General features: G+C 57.3%; 14 protein-coding genes and 4 tRNA genes. 6 read left to right on the plus strand and 12 right to left on the minus strand.

Translation table 11 applies throughout. The annotated features are described in order from the left end of the window. Positions 1 to 72: 72 nt before the first annotated feature. From yigB to lptM, 5 genes are read right to left on the minus strand one after another with little or no spacing between them, the layout of a single operon-like run. Positions 73 to 789, minus strand: coding sequence for a 5-amino-6-(5-phospho-D-ribitylamino)uracil phosphatase YigB (gene yigB, locus FY206_RS23555; protein ID WP_032644793.1), 717 nt, complete (start codon positions 787 to 789; stop codon positions 73 to 75). Beyond that, on the minus strand, positions 789 to 1,691 hold the full coding sequence (gene xerC, locus FY206_RS23560) for a tyrosine recombinase XerC (protein ID WP_032644794.1): 903 nt from the start codon (positions 1,689 to 1,691) through the stop codon (positions 789 to 791). Before xerC ends, yigB begins: the two co-directional genes overlap by 1 nt. Beyond that, entirely contained in the window at positions 1,688 to 2,395 is a 708-nt protein-coding gene (locus tag FY206_RS23565) for a DUF484 domain-containing protein (protein ID WP_032644795.1), read from the minus strand. The genes xerC and FY206_RS23565 overlap by 4 nt, the downstream gene beginning before the upstream one ends. Further along, positions 2,392 to 3,216 carry a diaminopimelate epimerase gene (gene dapF, locus FY206_RS23570; protein ID WP_008501545.1) on the minus strand — a complete coding sequence of 275 codons (825 nt, stop codon included), beginning with the start codon at positions 3,214 to 3,216 and terminating at the stop codon, positions 2,392 to 2,394. The genes FY206_RS23565 and dapF overlap by 4 nt, the downstream gene beginning before the upstream one ends. Positions 3,217 to 3,251: 35 nt before the next feature. Beyond that, positions 3,252 to 3,455, minus strand: a complete 204-nt coding sequence (gene lptM / locus FY206_RS23575) for an LPS translocon maturation chaperone LptM (RefSeq protein WP_024907980.1) — start codon at positions 3,453 to 3,455, stop codon at positions 3,252 to 3,254. Between the two features lie 135 nt (positions 3,456 to 3,590). On the opposite strand from lptM, the gene cyaY reads away from it, so the two are divergent. Further along, a complete protein-coding gene (cyaY, locus tag FY206_RS23580) occupies positions 3,591 to 3,911 on the plus strand; it encodes an iron donor protein CyaY (RefSeq protein WP_032644796.1) in 321 nt (106 codons plus the stop codon). Between the two features lie 91 nt (positions 3,912 to 4,002). Here cyaY and cyaA read toward each other — a convergent pair whose 3' ends face one another. After that, positions 4,003 to 6,543, minus strand: a complete 2,541-nt coding sequence (cyaA, locus tag FY206_RS23585) for a class I adenylate cyclase (RefSeq protein WP_032644797.1) — start codon at positions 6,541 to 6,543, stop codon at positions 4,003 to 4,005. Between the two features lie 350 nt (positions 6,544 to 6,893). Here cyaA and hemC point away from each other — a divergent pair, with 350 nt between their 5' ends. From hemC to FY206_RS25400, 5 genes are all read left to right on the plus strand, one after another. Further along, on the plus strand, positions 6,894 to 7,835 hold the full coding sequence (hemC, locus tag FY206_RS23590) for a hydroxymethylbilane synthase (RefSeq protein WP_032644798.1): 942 nt from the start codon (positions 6,894 to 6,896) through the stop codon (positions 7,833 to 7,835). Further along, the gene (gene hemD / locus FY206_RS23595; RefSeq protein ID WP_032644799.1) at positions 7,832 to 8,572 is read left to right on the plus strand and encodes a uroporphyrinogen-III synthase; all 741 of its coding nucleotides are present in this window, start codon (positions 7,832 to 7,834) and stop codon (positions 8,570 to 8,572) included. The genes hemC and hemD overlap by 4 nt, the downstream gene beginning before the upstream one ends. 20 nt (positions 8,573 to 8,592) lie before the next feature. Then, positions 8,593 to 9,789, plus strand: coding sequence for a uroporphyrinogen-III C-methyltransferase (gene hemX, locus FY206_RS23600; protein WP_032644800.1), 1,197 nt, complete (start codon positions 8,593 to 8,595; stop codon positions 9,787 to 9,789). Positions 9,790 to 9,791: 2 nt separating this feature from the next. After that, positions 9,792 to 10,991 carry a protoheme IX biogenesis protein HemY gene (hemY, locus tag FY206_RS23605; RefSeq protein WP_032644801.1) on the plus strand — a complete coding sequence of 400 codons (1,200 nt, stop codon included), beginning with the start codon at positions 9,792 to 9,794 and terminating at the stop codon, positions 10,989 to 10,991. A 172-nt stretch (positions 10,992 to 11,163) separates the two neighbouring features. Next, positions 11,164 to 12,375 (plus strand): MFS transporter, encoded by a 1,212-nt coding sequence (locus FY206_RS25400; protein ID WP_032644802.1) that lies wholly within the window; start codon positions 11,164 to 11,166, stop codon positions 12,373 to 12,375. Between the two features lie 506 nt (positions 12,376 to 12,881). Here FY206_RS25400 and FY206_RS23615 read toward each other — a convergent pair. From FY206_RS23615 to wecG, 6 genes are all read right to left on the minus strand, one after another. Further along, a tRNA-Pro gene (locus tag FY206_RS23615) sits at positions 12,882 to 12,958 on the minus strand. Positions 12,959 to 13,004: 46 nt separating this feature from the next. Beyond that, positions 13,005 to 13,090: transfer RNA gene (locus tag FY206_RS23620), tRNA-Leu, on the minus strand. Between the two features lie 22 nt (positions 13,091 to 13,112). After that, positions 13,113 to 13,188: transfer RNA gene (locus FY206_RS23625), tRNA-His, on the minus strand. A 64-nt stretch (positions 13,189 to 13,252) separates the two neighbouring features. Further along, positions 13,253 to 13,329: transfer RNA gene (locus tag FY206_RS23630), tRNA-Arg, on the minus strand. Positions 13,330 to 13,431: 102 nt separating this feature from the next. Continuing rightward, complete coding sequence (thrP, locus tag FY206_RS23635) at positions 13,432 to 14,817, minus strand: bifunctional threonine/serine APC transporter ThrP (RefSeq protein WP_032644804.1); 1,386 nt, start codon at positions 14,815 to 14,817, stop codon at positions 13,432 to 13,434. A 197-nt stretch (positions 14,818 to 15,014) separates the two neighbouring features. Next, the gene (wecG, locus tag FY206_RS23640; protein ID WP_032644805.1) at positions 15,015 to 15,755 is read right to left on the minus strand and encodes a lipopolysaccharide N-acetylmannosaminouronosyltransferase; all 741 of its coding nucleotides are present in this window, start codon (positions 15,753 to 15,755) and stop codon (positions 15,015 to 15,017) included. Positions 15,756 to 15,762 lie beyond the last annotated feature (7 nt).

A 15,762-nucleotide genomic window follows, 5' to 3' on the forward strand; every position in this document is an offset into this window, starting at 1 on the left:
ACCGTCACGTCATGTCGGGCAGGCGAAGCGCATTCGCCAAAACCCTGTTAATTTATACAGAACAATTGATGATTATATCAGCGTCGTGAGGGATGCCAACCGCGAAATTTCCACGTGCGGCAGAAGACGGCTGTCGGAGGCAATCATCAGGTCGGCGTTTTCCGGCTTGATCCAGCAGGCCTGCATGCCGCAGCGGATGGCTCCGGCCACGTCCGTGGTCAGGTCATCCCCTACGTGCAGGATCTGGCCAAGCGGCAAATTCAGCTTTTCCGCCGCCAGATGATACATATCGCTAAACGGCTTCGCGCGCCCGTGTGGGCCTGCGCGCAGCACGAATTCAAAGTAATCGCTGAGGCCAAACAGCTCCGGCTGGGCATTGCCGTTGGTGATGGCCACCAGCGGCCACTTTTCGGCAAGCTTCGCCAGCGTGTCGTGGGTCTCCTGCGGCACGTCGATACGGCTACGCCATTTGGCAAAGTTTTCCATTGCCGCTTCGGCACCGATGGCAGCATCCTGGGCACTCAGACCCGCGTTCAGCATCGCCTGCTCCACCGCGCGGCGACGCCATTCGGTCACGTCGTGGTATATATCCGGCTCGGTCTCCCGCAGGGACTGGCGCAGCGTCTGGAAGTCCTTGTTCTGCATCGCCTTCAGCGCGGGATGGTAGTTCTGCACAAACGCCAGCGACTCCTGCTCGGTACGCAGGATCACCTCGCGGTTGTCATAAAGGGTGTCATCAAGGTCAAACGTCAGCGCGGAGATCTGACCCAGTGGGCGGTAAAAACGCATTATTTCCCCCGTTTGGCGCGTGGATGCGCCGCGTCATACACCGAGGCAAGGTGCTGGAAGTCTAAGTGGGTATAGATTTGAGTCGTCGACAGATTCGCGTGGCCGAGCAGTTCCTGCACGCCGCGCAGATCGCCGCTCGACTCAAGCATGTGTGTGGCAAAGGAGTGGCGCAGCTTATGCGGGTGAACGTGGCTGTTCAGTCCCTGCTTAATACCCCACTCCGCAAAGCGCTTCTGCACGTTACGCGCCGAGATCCGCTTGCCGAGCTTCGACAGGAAAAGCGCATCTTCTTCCGCGCCAAACAGCCCGCGCAGGTCAAGCCAGTGCTCAATCCAGGAGACCGCATTGCGGCCAATCGGCAGGCGGCGCTCTTTGCTGCCCTTCCCCATGACCCACACTTCGCCCGATTCCAGATCGAGATGCTTTAGGTCGAGGTTGACGAGTTCAGACAGACGCAGCCCGGCACCGTACATCACCTCCAGCATCGCGCGGTCGCGCACGGCAAGCGGATCGTTAAGGTCAATATCCAGCAGGCGGTTTACGTCGTCGACGTCGATATTTTTCGGCAGATGGCGCGGGGCTTTCGGCGTGGCGATGCCTTTCGCCGGGTTGGCTTTTAAGCCGCCCTGGCTGACCAGCCAGTCGAAGAAGCTGCGCAGCGCAGAGAGCCTGAGCGCCAGGCTCGCCGGGCTGAGATTTTTTTTACGGCTGCGCACGACGAACCCGCGCACCGTGGCGGCGTCACATTGTTGCCAGCTTTTCAGGCCGATCTCCTCGGCAATCTGCATGATGGCATCAAGCTGACGCTGATAGTTAAGCAGCGTAATGGGGCTAAGCTGACGCTCCACGCCGAGATAGCGCAGAAAGCGCGAGACGTCAGTGGCGAGCAGTCCGTCCGTCATACGCGCTCAATCCAGCGCTCCAGCAGCTCGGGCAGCATCAGGGCAATCTCCTGCAGCAGATGGGTGGCTTGCCCCTGCTCATAGTGATGCGCGTCGCGGCTGGTAAACAAAATGACGCCCAGATCGCCATCGCGGCCCATCAGCGACATCGCCACCGAGCCAATCGCTTTGGCTTCCGGCAACACCACCAGCAGCTCGGGCCCGTTCAGCGGCCCCAGATAGTGGTGCTCGTGTCCCAAACGCTGAATGCGCAGCGGTTCAAAGGCCTGACGGCTGAGTGCCAGATGGGTAAACCCCGACGGCGCGCCGATGCGCCAGCGGTCAGGGAACAGACGAAGCGTTGCGCCCGCCAGCCCCAGCTCGCGCGCCCAGCGGTGGAAGCGGCTGAGGAACTCGTCGAGGCTATGCGCCGACGCCAGACGCGCCTGCAGATGCAGTAGACGATAAAACAGGCTTTCGTTGGTGCTGGCCTGCTCCATCAGCAGCGTCATGTTCTCTTCAAGCTGATTGATGTGGTTGCGCGAGCGCGCCATGTGCCATTCGACCAGCGACACGGTCCCGCGAACCGGATGCGGCACGCGCATCTCTTCGACGACGCGTGCATTGCGAATAAAAAACTCAGGATTGCGCAGCAGATAATCAACAACAGCTCTGTCGTCCAGTTCCGTCACTGTTTCCTGCAGTTCTTCCCCTGGTTGTTTCATAGATGGATAAACCCGTCATAGACATGTGCCGCCGGGCCAGTCATATACAGTGGATGACCCGGTCCTTTCCAGGCGATATCAAGCCGACCGCCCGGTAATTCCACGCGAACCTCTTCTGCCAGTAACCCCTGGGAGATGCCCACGGCCACTGCCGCACAGGCTCCGCTGCCGCAGGCCTGAGTCTCGCCCGCGCCGCGCTCGTAAACCCGCAGACGAATGTGCTCGCGCTTCACCACCTGCATAAAGCCGATGTTCGCACGCTCCGGGAAACGTTCGTGGCTTTCCAGCACCGGACCGAGCGTTTCGACCGCCGCGGTTTCCACATCATCAACCTGAATCACGCAGTGCGGGTTACCCATTGAGACGACGCCGCACAATACTGTCTGCTCGGCCGCACGCATAATATAGGTCTTTTCCGCTTTGTTTGCGCGAAACGGCACGACGGAGGGCTCGAAGTTAGGCTCGCCCATGTTTACGCGCACCAGTTCATCGTCGGTGACGCTGAGCACCATGCGGCCATTGGCCGTACTGACGCGAATATCACGCTTGTTGGTCAGTCCTTTCAGGCGGACAAAGCGGGCAAAGCAGCGCGCGCCGTTGCCGCACTGGTTAACTTCGCTGCCGTCGGCGTTAAAGATACGGTAGTGAAAATCGAGGTCGGGATCGTACGGCGGCTCAACCACCAGCAGCTGATCGAACCCCACGCCCAGATGCCGATCCGCCAGGCGACGGATCAGTTCCGGGGAGAAAAACACATTCTGCGTTACCGCGTCGACGACCATAAAATCGTTGCCAAGGCCATGCATTTTAGAGAACTGCATCATTTGCTCCATTGCGCGGGTACAGAACGTTGTCGTCAGAGATTAACCTGAGTCGGGCCGCCGTTGTCGCCACGGTCGTTGGTATTTGGCGTGGTAGACTCAATGCCGCTGTTAACGGGTTTGGTCGGCGGCGGTGCGGTTTTGTCCGCAGGTGGGAAGTACAGTGGTCCCTTCAGTCCGCAGCCCGTCAGGCTAAACAGCGTGATGAGAACGGCAAGCGTTCGGAAAGCGTTTTTCATTATAAAGTTGCCCGTAAGTTCAAATCTGTTTCTATCATCGCAGGAGAAGACACAAAAGCAAGAGTTTGCCGCTCTCCTGCAACGGGAATTATTTAGGGTTATACTGCCGGCATCACGAAAAACAGGAACAAAACCATGAACGACAGTGAATTCCATCGCCTTGCCGACAACCTGTGGATGACCATCGAAGAGCGTATTGACGACTGGGACGGCGACAGCGATATCGATTGTGAAATCAACGGCGGCATTCTGACCCTGAGCTTCGAAAATGGCAGCAAAATTATTATTAACCGCCAGGAGCCGCTTCACCAGGTCTGGCTGGCCGCGAAACAGGGCGGCTATCATTTCGATCTGAAAGACGGGGAATGGGTTTGCGACCGTAGCGGCGTGCCGTTCTGGGATCTGCTGGAACAGGCGGCGACCGCGCAGGCGGGTGAGGACGTGCGTTTCAGGTAGTTTTGTTGCCCGGCGGCGGCTACGTCTTACCGGGCCTACAACGGCTCGAATCGTAGGCCGGGTAAGCGTTAGCGCCACCCGGCGAAAAGACTCAGGAGAAATACTGCTGCAACAGCGGGGCGGTATCCTGGTTTGCGGGAACTGGCGCGATCGTTTGGGTTCGGAATGGGATCACCTGCGCTCGCCCATCCACGTTCACAATCTGGTAGAACTGCGGCAGGTTAAAGTTGATAAAGCTTGAGCCGTAGGTGAAGCGGTCATGCGAAGAAGAGTAGAAGCGGCTGACGTCGCGCACCAGCTCCTCTTTACTGCCTTCACAGTGGTGATACACCTCGGCGCGGTTGGTCTCATCCAGAATGTAAATGTTGAACCCGGCGTCGTCGCCCGACTCTTCAAAGAAGAACTGAATGATCCCTTCGCTGGCGAATCCGTCCACCACCTGCGGCAGCTTAACGTGGTTGGTTTCCACCTGCACCGACAGGCCATGCAGCTTGTTGTGCGAAATCGCGCCGTAGAACTCGATGGCGTTTTCCAGCTTCTGCACCGACACGTTCAGGCGCTCGAAGAACAGGCCCCAGGTCTGGCCGGAGACGCGCAGCGCCTTAAAGCGCCCGGTTTCCTGACGGGTACTGGAGAGGCGCAGTTCGATACACTCGGAGACCAGCTGCTGCACGCGGGTACGAATTAAGCCGCGCAGGTGCTGGCTGTAGCAGAACACTTCCACGCTGTCCGGCGGCGCGGCATCCTGATGCATCTTGCCGAGAATGGTTTTCAGCGCTTCGATCATCGCCTGCTCGCCGTTGAAGTGCAGGGTACGCACTTCGTTCCACGAGTTGCGGTACAGCAGGTCTACGCTGCCCACCAGGCAGTTTTGCTGCTCGCCAAAGCTAAAGACGTCCAGCTTGCGGAAGTCAAAATGGACCACCTGATTGCGGAAGGCCGCCGTCGGGTCGTATTCCAGGTTGACGATAATCGCCAGATGGCGAATCTCGCACGGGCTGTAGAGCGCTTTTGGCGTCGGCGCAGGCAGACGCAGCGGGAAGTGGTGCGACACATCCGCGACCATCTCCTGCAGCTTCGCGAGATCGACCACCTCGTTGCCTTTGATGAACAGGCGCGTGCGCGAGGTCAGCAGGCCGTTAAACCAGGCCCAGGCCACCAGCTTGTTCAGATAGCGGTTATATTCCAGCGGCTGATGGCTGATGATGGAATCCATGCTGGGCGCACGGTTGTACAGATACCACCCGGTGCGGTTCGCGCGGCCCGGCGGAACATAGATAAAGGTCAGGTTCGGTTCTGACAGGTCTGGCGAAATCTGCGGGTTAACCAGCGTGACTTTGCCCGGCAGCGCTTCAAACGCGGCGTACAGCTTACGGGTCAACACCCCGATGTCCTGCGGGCTGGCGGAAACGCTGAGGTTGTTACGGCGCGCAAAGCGGATCAGGTTACGGTAGCTCTGCATCATCGCGTCGAGCAGTTCGTTGTGCGCTTCACGCACCTGATCGATTTTCCAGTTGGCCCGGTTGTCGAGCATGGAGAGACGCGCTTCGTCCCATCCCCACTCTTTCACTAACTGACTGACCACTTCACGACGCCAGCCCACGCAGGCGCGCTCGCGGCTCAACTTCTCACAGACTTTGAGATAGAAACATCGACGCACCAGGTCAAGACGCGTGGTGTCGTCAATGGCTTTCAGGTATTCGGTCACGCGCTCCAGCATCATGCAGTAGGCGTCCAGCCCGAAGGAGACGATCTCTCCGTCGTGCAGGCGCTGCTTGATATCTTTCGCCAGCAGGCGCGGCGTAGGGTATTCCCAGGAATAGGCTTCAAGCAGCAGCGTTTTGAGCACCGCTTTGTACGGCGAGTCGATGCTCTTGTAGAGCTGCCAGAGGCTTGCGCCAAAATACTCTTCCGCAGACAGCGAGCTCAGGCCGCCGAGGTCCAGCCATTCGTTTGGCGTCAGCACGCCCTGCGCGTAAAGCGACATGACGTAATCGTCGTAATGCTCTTCTTCTTCGCACGGGACCATATTCCACAGAATACGCTTCCCGGCCAGGCGCACGGCAGTACGGTAGAATTCATCCAGCAATAAGATGTGCTGGGTCGAGCCGCAGTCTTCACCACCCAGGCTGCCGCTTTCGTTATGGCGGAAACGGTTTTCATCAATCAGGAAGAAGCTCACTTCCACGCCGAGCGACGCCGCCCAGCTTTCCAGCAGGCTGCATTTACGCTGCAGCAGCTGTCGCTCGTCGTTATCGAGCCAGGATTGATGGCAGACCCAGATATCCAGGTCAGAAGAACAGCTTTGTCCTACCGATGAGGTGCTCCCCATGGAGTAAACGCCGGTAATCGGCAATTCACCTTTTGGGGACTCCTGTGGCGGCATGCCGCGGTAGAGTTCCAGCTCGTTCAGGTAGTGCTGTTGGGTTTCATCAGGCGTGAAAAGGCAAATGCCCTGGGGAACGTTACCGTCAAGGTAGCCAGGCATCAGCGGGTGGTGATAGTGCAATAATGTCGGCAGCAGACTGTATACCTGCTGGAAAGCAGGGCCCATAGCAGCAAGCGCGCGATCCACACGCAGTTGATTTATGGCATCCAGTCTCTGTTTCAGAGTCTCAATATAGAGGTACAAGACGTATCGCCTGATGTTTCCGGGTGTCGCAAGCTATTCAAAACACGAATGACAGCGGGCCCGCAGTATTTCAAAAAAATAACCGTTACCCTTTTTCGCCCTTAACATTTTCGGTGGTACCGACGAAAAAATGGTCTAAAACGTGATCAATTTAACACCTTGCCGGTTGACCGTAAAGAAAGATGCGCTACATACAAGTGTAGCACCGTTCTGTACGTGTAAATTCCTGAATACGGCTATGGCTGACGAAACCGTCGCCTTGTCCCTCTCACGCTTCATCAACCGTAAAACTGCCATCCCAGAGTCAACAATGTTAGGATGGTTAGCGATTGATAATGACGGTAACAAGCATGTTAGACAATGTTTTGAGAATTGCCACACGCCAAAGCCCTCTCGCGCTCTGGCAGGCACATTATGTGAAGCAGCGCCTTGAAGCCTGCCACAGTGGATTGCGCGTCGAGCTGGTGCCGATGGTCACGCGCGGTGACGTGATCCTCGATACGCCGCTGGCGAAAGTGGGCGGCAAAGGCCTGTTTGTCAAAGAGCTGGAACTGGCATTGCTTGAGAACCGCGCCGATATCGCCGTACATTCGATGAAAGACGTGCCCGTCGAGTTCCCGCAAGGGCTGGGGCTGGTGACCATCTGCGAGCGCGAAGATCCGCGCGACGCGTTTGTCTCTAACCGCTATGACTCGCTCGACGCGCTGCCAGAAGGAAGCGTGGTTGGCACGTCCAGTTTACGCCGTCAGTGTCAGCTGGCGGAGCGTCGTCCCGATCTGATCATTCGCTCGCTGCGCGGTAACGTCGGCACGCGTCTGGGCAAGCTGGATAACGGCGATTACGATGCCATTATTCTCGCCGTTGCTGGCCTGAAGCGTCTGGGTCTGGCGTCGCGCATTCGCGTGGCGTTGCCGCCAGAGCTGTCGCTGCCGGCCGTGGGCCAGGGCGCTGTCGGCGTTGAGTGCCGTCTGGACGATACGCGTACCCGCGAACTGCTCGCGCCGCTGAACCATGACGAGACCGCTATCCGCGTAAAAGCCGAGCGGGCGATGAATACCCGCCTCGAAGGCGGGTGCCAGGTGCCGATTGGCAGCTATGCTGAATTAACAGAAGGTGAACTGTGGCTGCGCGCGCTGGTGGGTGCTCCGGACGGTTCGCAGATGGTGCGCGGCGAACGTCGCGGCAAAGCGCAAGATGCCGAGCAGCTTGGCGTGTCCCTGGCGGAAGAATTACTGGATAACGGCGCCCGCGAGATCCTGGCTGACGTTTATAATGGAGAACCCCCTGCATGAGCATTCTCGTCACCCGCCCTTCTCCCGCAGGAGAGCAGTTAGTGAGCCGTCTGCGCGCACTGGGGCAGGTGGCCTGGAGTTTTCCGCTTATTGAATTCTCCCCCGGCCGCGAGCTTTCTGCGCTCGTCGACCAGATGAATACCCTTCAGGAAGGCGACCTGCTGTTTGCGCTGTCGCAGCATGCCGTGGAATTTGCCCACGCGCAGTTGCAGCAGCAGGGCCTGGCCTGGCCAACCGTCCCCCGTTATTTCGCGATTGGCCGCACAACGGCACTGGCGCTGCATACCGTAAGCGGCGTCGACGTTCGTTACCCGTTAGATCGGGAAATCAGTGAAGTCTTGCTACAATTACCTGAATTACAAACCGTTGCAGGAAAGCGCGCGCTCATTTTACGCGGCAACGGTGGCCGTGAGCTGCTGGGCGAAACACTGCGTGAACGGGGTGCGAACGTGACGTTCGTTGAGTGCTATCAGCGCTGCGCAAAACACTACGATGGCGCGGAAGAGGCGATGCGCTGGCACGCGCGAGGCATCAACACGCTGGTGGTCACCAGCGGTGAAATGTTACAACAGCTTTGGACGCTGATACCGCTTTGGTATCGCGAAAACTGGTTACTCCGCTGTCGGCTTCTTGTCGTCAGTGAGCGTCTGGCGAACCAGGCCCGGGAACTGGGCTGGCAGGATATTCGGATCGCTGATAACGCCGACAACGATGCGCTGCTGCGCGCATTACAATAACTCTCAAATGGGAAGCCATAATGACGGAACACGACAAATCCTCCGCCGTGGTTGAAGAAACCAGGGAGACTGTGGAGACGACGCCACAGCCAGAGACGACTGAGAAAACCGCTGAGAAGAAAAACGGCAGCAACAAAACCAGCCTCGCGCTGAGCGCGATTGCCATCGCCATTGCGCTGGCAGCGGGCGTTGGCCTGTACGGGCTGGTGAAGCAACAGAGCGCGAATCAGACGTCCACCAACGACGCGCTGGTCAATCAGCTCACCGCCCTGCAAAAAGCGCAGGAATCGCAGAAAACCGAGCTGGAAGCGGTAATTAAGCAGCAGGCCGCTGCGCTCGCCGAAGCGAACAGCAAACAGGAAGCGCTGACCAAACAGCTGGGCGACGTGCAGCAGAAGGTCGCCACGATTTCCGGCACCGATGCCAAAACCTGGCTGCTCTCGCAGGCTGATTTCCTGGTGAAGCTCGCCGGGCGTAAGCTGTGGAGCGATCAGGACGTCACCACTGCCGCCGCGCTGCTGAAAAGCGCCGATGCGAGCCTGGCAGACATGAACGACCCGAGCCTCATCACCGCTCGTCGCGCGATCACCGAAGATATCGCCAGCCTCTCCGCCGTTTCGCAGGTGGATTACGACGGCATTATCCTCAAGGTGAACCAGCTTTCGAACCAGATCGATAACCTGCAGCTGGCGGATAACAACGACGACGACTCCCCCATGGATTCCGACGGTACAGAGCTTTCCAGCTCCCTGAGCGAATGGCGCATTAACCTGCAGAAAAGCTGGCAGAACTTTATGGACAGCTTTATCACCATCCGTCGCCGCGATGAAACCGCCGTACCGCTGTTAGCGCCGAATCAGGATATCTACCTGCGCGAGAACATCCGTTCCCGCCTGCTGGTGGCGGCGCAGGCTGTGCCGCGTCATCAGGAAGAGACCTACAAACAGGCGCTGGATAACGTCTCGACGTGGGTACGCGCTTACTACAACACCGATGATGCGACGACCACCGCGTTCCTCGAAGACATCGACAAGCTGAGCCAGCAGAACATCACCATGAACGTCCCGGATAAGCTGGCCAGCCAGCCGATTCTGGAGAAACTGATGCAGACGCGCGTGCGTAACCTGCTGGCACAGCCGGGCGTACCGGCAGAGCAGACGGGTGGGGCTGCACCGGCTCCGGCTCCAGCGCCAGAAAGCGCACCACAAGGAGAGTAATGATGCTAAAAGTCCTCTTACTCTTCATCCTGCTGATCGCCGGGATCGTGCTGGGACCGATGCTTGCGGGGCACCAGGGCTATGTCCTGATCCAGACCGATAATTACAACATCGAAACCAGCGTAACGGGTCTGGTGATTATTCTGATCCTCGCAGTGGTGGTGCTGTTTGCGATCGAATGGATCCTCCGCCGTATTTTCCGTACCGGCGCGCATACGCGCGGCTGGTTCGTTGGCCGTAAGCGCCGCCGCGCCCGTAAGCAGACCGAGCAGGCCCTGCTGAAGCTTGCAGAAGGTGACTATCAGCAGGTTGAAAAGCTGATGTCGAAAAACGCCGACCATGCCGAACAGCCGGTGGTGAACTATCTGCTGGCGGCCGAAGCGGCGCAGCAGCGCGGTGATGAAGCCCGCGCCAATCAGCACCTGGAGCGGGCGGCTGAGCTGGCTCACGGCGACCCGATTCCGGTGGAAATCACCCGCGTTCGTCTGCAGCTGGCGCGCAATGAGAATCATGCGGCTCGCCACGGTATCGACCGTCTGCTGGAAGTCGCGCCACGTCATCCGGAAGTACTGCGTCTTGCCGAGCAGGCCTATATTCGTACCGGCGCCTGGGGCTCGCTGCTGGACATCATCCCGTCCATGGCGAAAGCCGGGGTAGGCGACGATGAACATCGCGACGAGCTCCAGCGTCTGGCGTGGATTGGTCTGATGGATCAGGCGCGCGCCGACCTGGGCAGCGACGGCCTGAAAACGTGGTGGAAGAATCAGAGCCGGAAAACGCGCCAGCAGGTTCCTCTGCAGGTTGCCATGGCGGAACATCTTATTGAATGTGACGATCATGACACCGCCCAGGAGATCCTCCTCGACGGTCTCAAGCGCCAGTACGACGATCGTCTGGTGATGGTGATCCCGCGCCTGAAAACCAATAACCCAGAGCAAGTCGAGAAAGTGCTGCGCCAGCAGATCAAGACCGTCGGCGACCGCCCGCTGCTGTGGAGCACGCTGGGTCAGTCGCTGATGAAGCACGGCGAATGGCAGGAGGCGAGCCTCGCCTTCCGCGCGGCCCTGAAGCAGCGTCCGGATGCTTTCGACTACGCGTGGCTTGCCGATACGCTGGACAAGCAGCATAAGCCGGAAGAAGCTGCCGCCATGCGGCGTGATGGGCTGCTGCTGACGCTGCAAAATAACGGTACGCAGCAGTAATCGATCGGGAGGCCAAATGGCCTCCTTTTTTTATCGCCCTTCTCCTGCTACATTCTTTACACCTGCATCCGAAAACGAACCCGCCAATGTAACGATGTCTTTTCATTAACTTTTTTTCACACACGCGCACTTTCTGCAGCGTGGACTAAATCGTTTTTGAAAGGAAATCTTCATGAACTCGCTTTTATATGCGCTTATCCAGGCGCTGCGCTGTCACCGCTGGCTGCGCCTGCTTGCCTGTGCTTTTATCTTTTCTTCGCTGGGGAATGGCTTAACCCAGGTTGTGGTCTTCGGCTTGCTGTTAGCGTGGTCAGCGCCGCCCGCTCTGCTCACCCTCGCTTTTCTTTTCGCTACGGTACCGGGGTTCATCGGCAGCAAATTCGGCGAAAAGCTGTGCTCACGTTGTTCTCCGATAACCCTGCTGATACTGACCGAGGGGCTGGGCCTGATCGCCCTGCTCTTTCCCCTGCTTGGCGTGGGTTATCACAGCATTGCCGCGCTGCTGGCCGTGCAGTCCGCCGAAGCGCTGCTCGGCGGGATGAGCTGGCCCGCGCTAACGCTGCTTTTCAAGCGCGGTCTCAGCGAAGCGGAGCTGCCTGCTGCGACCTGTCTGGAAAATGTGATTTTTGCTTCACAGGTGTTGCTGGGGACCGGCCTGGGCGTGGTGCTGTTTGAAAAGACATCCGTATTTACCCTGCTGGCCATCGACGCCGCCAGCTTTTTGGGGTCATTGTTACTGCTATGGCTGGCTGGGCGCCGGTTTTCTTCGCCATCGCTGCCTGCACCCGGTGAAGAGGAGGCTCCCGCGGCATTACGCTGGCAGACGTTAACCGTTCGACAGAAGCGCAGCCTGCTCATTTTGCCCGCGCTGGCCGCCGTCGGGTCACCTGCGATGGCGCTTCTTCCGGCGCTGGCCCAGCAGCTCCGACCCCAGGATGCGGCGGGCCTTGCTCTCCCGCTGCTGTTCGCGAGAAGCATGGGGCAGCTGTGCGGCCCTTTACTGCTAAAAAGAGACAGCCTGGCGCGTTTTGCAACTCATACGCCTCGATTATTGCTTTGCCTTGGCATCTTTCTGGTCGCTTATGGGATGCTGCCGTTTATGACCGGTTGGATAGGGTATGCGCTGGGGATAATCTTTGTCGCCCATCTGGCCTCGAACGTTCTCTTCGCGGCCGGGACGTTTGGCGTACTCAGTAGTTTTCATATCACGCAAACCGCTTCGGCCAGCGGTAAAGCGTGGCGCTGGCAAACGCTTAGCGCCTCTCTTTTCACCGGCATTGCTGCGGTGGTGGCCTCAGCGTTTGGCTCAGTAGAGGCACTCTACGCTGTCTCGTCAGTGGCCCTGTTGATAGTTGCCCTGATCGTGCGCAGGTATCAAGAATAAGGCATAAAAAAACGCCTGCTATAAAAGCAGGCGTTAAAACAGGTCTGTAAGACAACATATTTGGTGCTTCACTCAACGTTATGCCCATGGTGTCTGATGAGGCCGAAGCGACATCTGTCAGTGGACGATAAGCACCGTAAATGGCTCTGCGTCATTCCTGAGTTTATGAGGCACTAAGGCGAACATAAGAGATGGAATGAGCATCTACACGCATATTATTGCACATAACGTGCCAACATAACACCAGTAACTTTTACATAACGCAACATTTTAAGATAAAAGGAAATTATGCTGTTAAGCGGCGTCTCAAGCCCCACAATGTGCCAATAAAGGCAGAAATCTGTCGCCAGGCGGAGACAGCAAAACAGATAAAAGAATAATTCTTTCATTTTCAATCGATTGGATGTCGCTAAATCGCGACAATGAATCAGGACGCTGTCGGGGAATCACTACAGGGGTGAAAAATGGCAGAAAACAAAAAACCCCGCCGAAGCGGGGTTCAAAATTGGTCGGCGAGAGAGGATTCGAACCTCCGACCCACTGGTCCCAAACCAGTTGCGCTACCAAGCTGCGCTACTCGCCGATGTACTGCTTTTTTGAATTTTTAGTTCAATTCATTTAAAAAGTCGTGGTGCGAGGGGGGGGACTCGAACCCCCACATCCAAAGGACACTAACACCTGAAGCTAGCGCGTCTACCAATTCCGCCACCTTCGCAATTCACAACTCTTTCAAATAATGGGGTGGCTAATGGGATTCGAACCCACGACAACTGGAATCACAATCCAGGGCTCTACCAACTGAGCTATAGCCACCACTGTATTCTTTCACGCGGTACTGACTACTTCTCAGACCACCGCAGCTCCAGCACCGGGTTAATGGTGCGCCCGACAGGATTCGAACCTGAGACCTCTGCCTCCGGAGGGCAGCGCTCTATCCAGCTGAGCTACGGGCGCTTAGCGCCGTTGCGGGGCTGGATATTACGTACCTCCGTCCCCGCTGTCTAGTGCTTTTTTGAAAAAAATGCGCGTTTGGTTATGGTTTGCACATTTTGCCGCTTATTCCTCCACTTTATGCGTGGTGGCGCGGCGACCCAGGCCAAAAATCTTATAAGCGGCCGTCACGGCCGCCAGGAATATCATCCCGACAAACAGCGACATGCGGGTATCTTCATTAAAGTACATCCCGATTAATACGCAAATCAGGAACGCCATGGTCAAATAGTTCGCATAGGGGAACAGAATTGAGCGGAACGGATGGCTTTCAATTGCCTTTTTATGCGCATGACGGAAACGCAGCTGGCTGATGAGGATAACAAACCATGGCACCATGCCCGGCAGTACGCTGGCGCTGTAGACGTAAACGAACACGCGCTGCGGGTTGGGAATGATGTAGTTCAGGCAAGAGCCAATCAGCAGGATCGCAATAGAAACCGCCACACCCGCTACCGGCACGCCGGCACGTGAGACTTTACTCATCGCCGCAGGCAGCTGGTTATTCTTCGAGAGCGCATAGAGCATGCGGCCACAGCTGTACATTCCGCTGTTACAGCCTGACAGCGCGGCCGTCAGGACCACAAAGTTGATGATACCCGCCGCTGCCGTGATACCAATTTTGGCAAAGGTTAATACAAACGGGCTGCCCGTTGTGCCAATTTCATTCCACGGGAAGATGGTCACGATCACGAAAATCGCGCCCACGTAGAAAATCAGGATACGCCACAGCACTTTGCCTACCGCGCTACGCAGCGTGACCTGCGGATTTTTCGCTTCACCGGCGGTAATACCAATAAGCTCCACGCCCTGATACGAGGCCACAACGATACACAGCGCCGTCAGAAAGCCCTTCCAGCCGCCAGCAAAGAAGCCGCCGTTTTCGGTCAGGTTGCCAAAGCCGATAGCGTGTCCACCGTTGCCAAAGCCGAAGAAAATCACGCCCAGGCCGACGACAATCATCACGATAATGGTGGTGACCTTGATCATCGCGAACCAGAACTCAATTTCACCGTAAAGGCGCACGGCAGCGAGGTTTGCCAGCGCTACCAGCCCCACGGCAATGAGCGCGGGTATCCACTGAACCATGTCCGGGAACCAGAACTGGACGTAGACTCCTATCGCGGTGATCTCTGAGATGCCCACCGCCATCCACATAAACCAGTATGACCAGGCCGTGAGGTAGCCGAAGAAGGGGCTCATATAACGGTGCGCGTAAACGGCGAAAGAGCCGGTTACCGGCTCCAGGAAGAGCATTTCGCCCATGGAGCGCATGATGAAGAAGACAAACAGCCCGGCGATGATATATGCCAGTAAAACGGAAGGGCCTGCCCACTTGAGCGTGCTTGCGGAGCCCATAAACAGGCCTACGCCGATAGTGCCGCCCAGCGCTATCAGTTCAATATGACGAGCTTCCAGCCCACGCTGTAGCTCCGGTTGTTTCTCTGCCATAGATCCTCGATTGTGTTTGCTGTTTCCCGGCTTAATACCGGGTATTGTTTTTTAGGGGGACTAAAATACGGTGCGAATGGTTTCTTAAAATCGACCAAATGGCAAACGATGCATAAAAAAAATGAATGCATTGCACAGATTATCAGCAGTTTTGCAGGCGAGTTGCAGCGCGAATAGCATATCGCGCTACATTTTGATTACATTTTGCCGGTGTAATGCCAGGCGAGGTAGCGAAGCAGTCGGATCTGTCGTTTAATACGCGTCGGTTGCGATAGCAGGCGGTACAGCCACTCCAGCCCCAGATTTTGCCAGACCTTTGGCGCACGCTTAACGTGGCCGGTAAAGACGTCGTAGGTGCCGCCGACGCCCATGTAGAGGGCATCCGGACAGACCAGACGGCAGTCACGCATTAGGATCTCCTGCCGCGGGGATCCCATCGCCACGGTGACAATTTTCGCCCCGCTGTCGCGAACGCACTCAAACAGCGCCTGCCGATCTTCCGGTTTGAAGTAACCGTCCTGGCTGCCGACAATATTAACATTCCATTGACGACGCAGTTTCTCCTCCGTCTGGGCCAGTATCTCCGGCTTCCCTCCAATCAGGAACACGGGCGTACCCTGCGCACCCGCGCGGGCCATAAGCTGCTCCCAGAGATCGGCACCCGCCACGCGGGAAACATTAGCGTCAGGATACTTTTTACGGATAGAGCGGACCACGCTGATGCCGTCCGCGTATTTAAATTCGGCCGCGTCTATCAGGCTTTTGACCTCGGCGTTGTCCTCAACCGCCAGCATCTTTTCCGCATTGATGGCGACCAACGTGCCGGATTTCATCTGGCCTTCGGCGAACAGAAAATCCAGCGCGTGCTGCATATCGCGCCAGCCAATAAGCTGCAGACCACGAAGCGCATAGCGCGGTGCAGAAGTATTATCAGTCATTACTATC

Origin of the sequence: Enterobacter chengduensis (genome assembly GCF_001984825.2) — a bacterium.
GTDB lineage: Bacteria > Pseudomonadota > Gammaproteobacteria > Enterobacterales > Enterobacteriaceae > Enterobacter > Enterobacter chengduensis.

Excerpts from the sequence above, each read along its gene's own strand:
- lptM (WP_024907980.1), bottom strand. The coding sequence starts at position 3,455 with ATGAAAAACGCTTTCCGAACGCTTGCCGTTCTCATCACGCTGTTTAGC.
- xerC (WP_032644794.1), bottom strand. The coding sequence starts at position 1,691 with ATGACGGACGGACTGCTCGCCACTGACGTCTCGCGCTTTCTGCGCTAT.
- yigB (WP_032644793.1), bottom strand. The coding sequence starts at position 789 with ATGCGTTTTTACCGCCCACTGGGTCAGATCTCCGCGCTGACGTTTGAC.
- FY206_RS23565 (WP_032644795.1), bottom strand. The coding sequence starts at position 2,395 with ATGAAACAACCAGGGGAAGAACTGCAGGAAACAGTGACGGAACTGGAC.
- dapF (WP_008501545.1), bottom strand. The coding sequence starts at position 3,216 with ATGCAGTTCTCTAAAATGCATGGCCTTGGCAACGATTTTATGGTCGTC.
- hemD (WP_032644799.1), top strand. The coding sequence starts at position 7,832 with ATGAGCATTCTCGTCACCCGCCCTTCTCCCGCAGGAGAGCAGTTAGTG.
- hemC (WP_032644798.1), top strand. The coding sequence starts at position 6,894 with ATGTTAGACAATGTTTTGAGAATTGCCACACGCCAAAGCCCTCTCGCG.
- hemY (WP_032644801.1), top strand. The coding sequence starts at position 9,792 with ATGCTAAAAGTCCTCTTACTCTTCATCCTGCTGATCGCCGGGATCGTG.
- wecG (WP_032644805.1), bottom strand. The coding sequence starts at position 15,755 with ATGACTGATAATACTTCTGCACCGCGCTATGCGCTTCGTGGTCTGCAG.
- hemX (WP_032644800.1), top strand. The coding sequence starts at position 8,593 with ATGACGGAACACGACAAATCCTCCGCCGTGGTTGAAGAAACCAGGGAG.
- cyaY (WP_032644796.1), top strand. The coding sequence starts at position 3,591 with ATGAACGACAGTGAATTCCATCGCCTTGCCGACAACCTGTGGATGACC.
- FY206_RS25400 (WP_032644802.1), top strand. The coding sequence starts at position 11,164 with ATGAACTCGCTTTTATATGCGCTTATCCAGGCGCTGCGCTGTCACCGC.
- thrP (WP_032644804.1), bottom strand. The coding sequence starts at position 14,817 with ATGGCAGAGAAACAACCGGAGCTACAGCGTGGGCTGGAAGCTCGTCAT.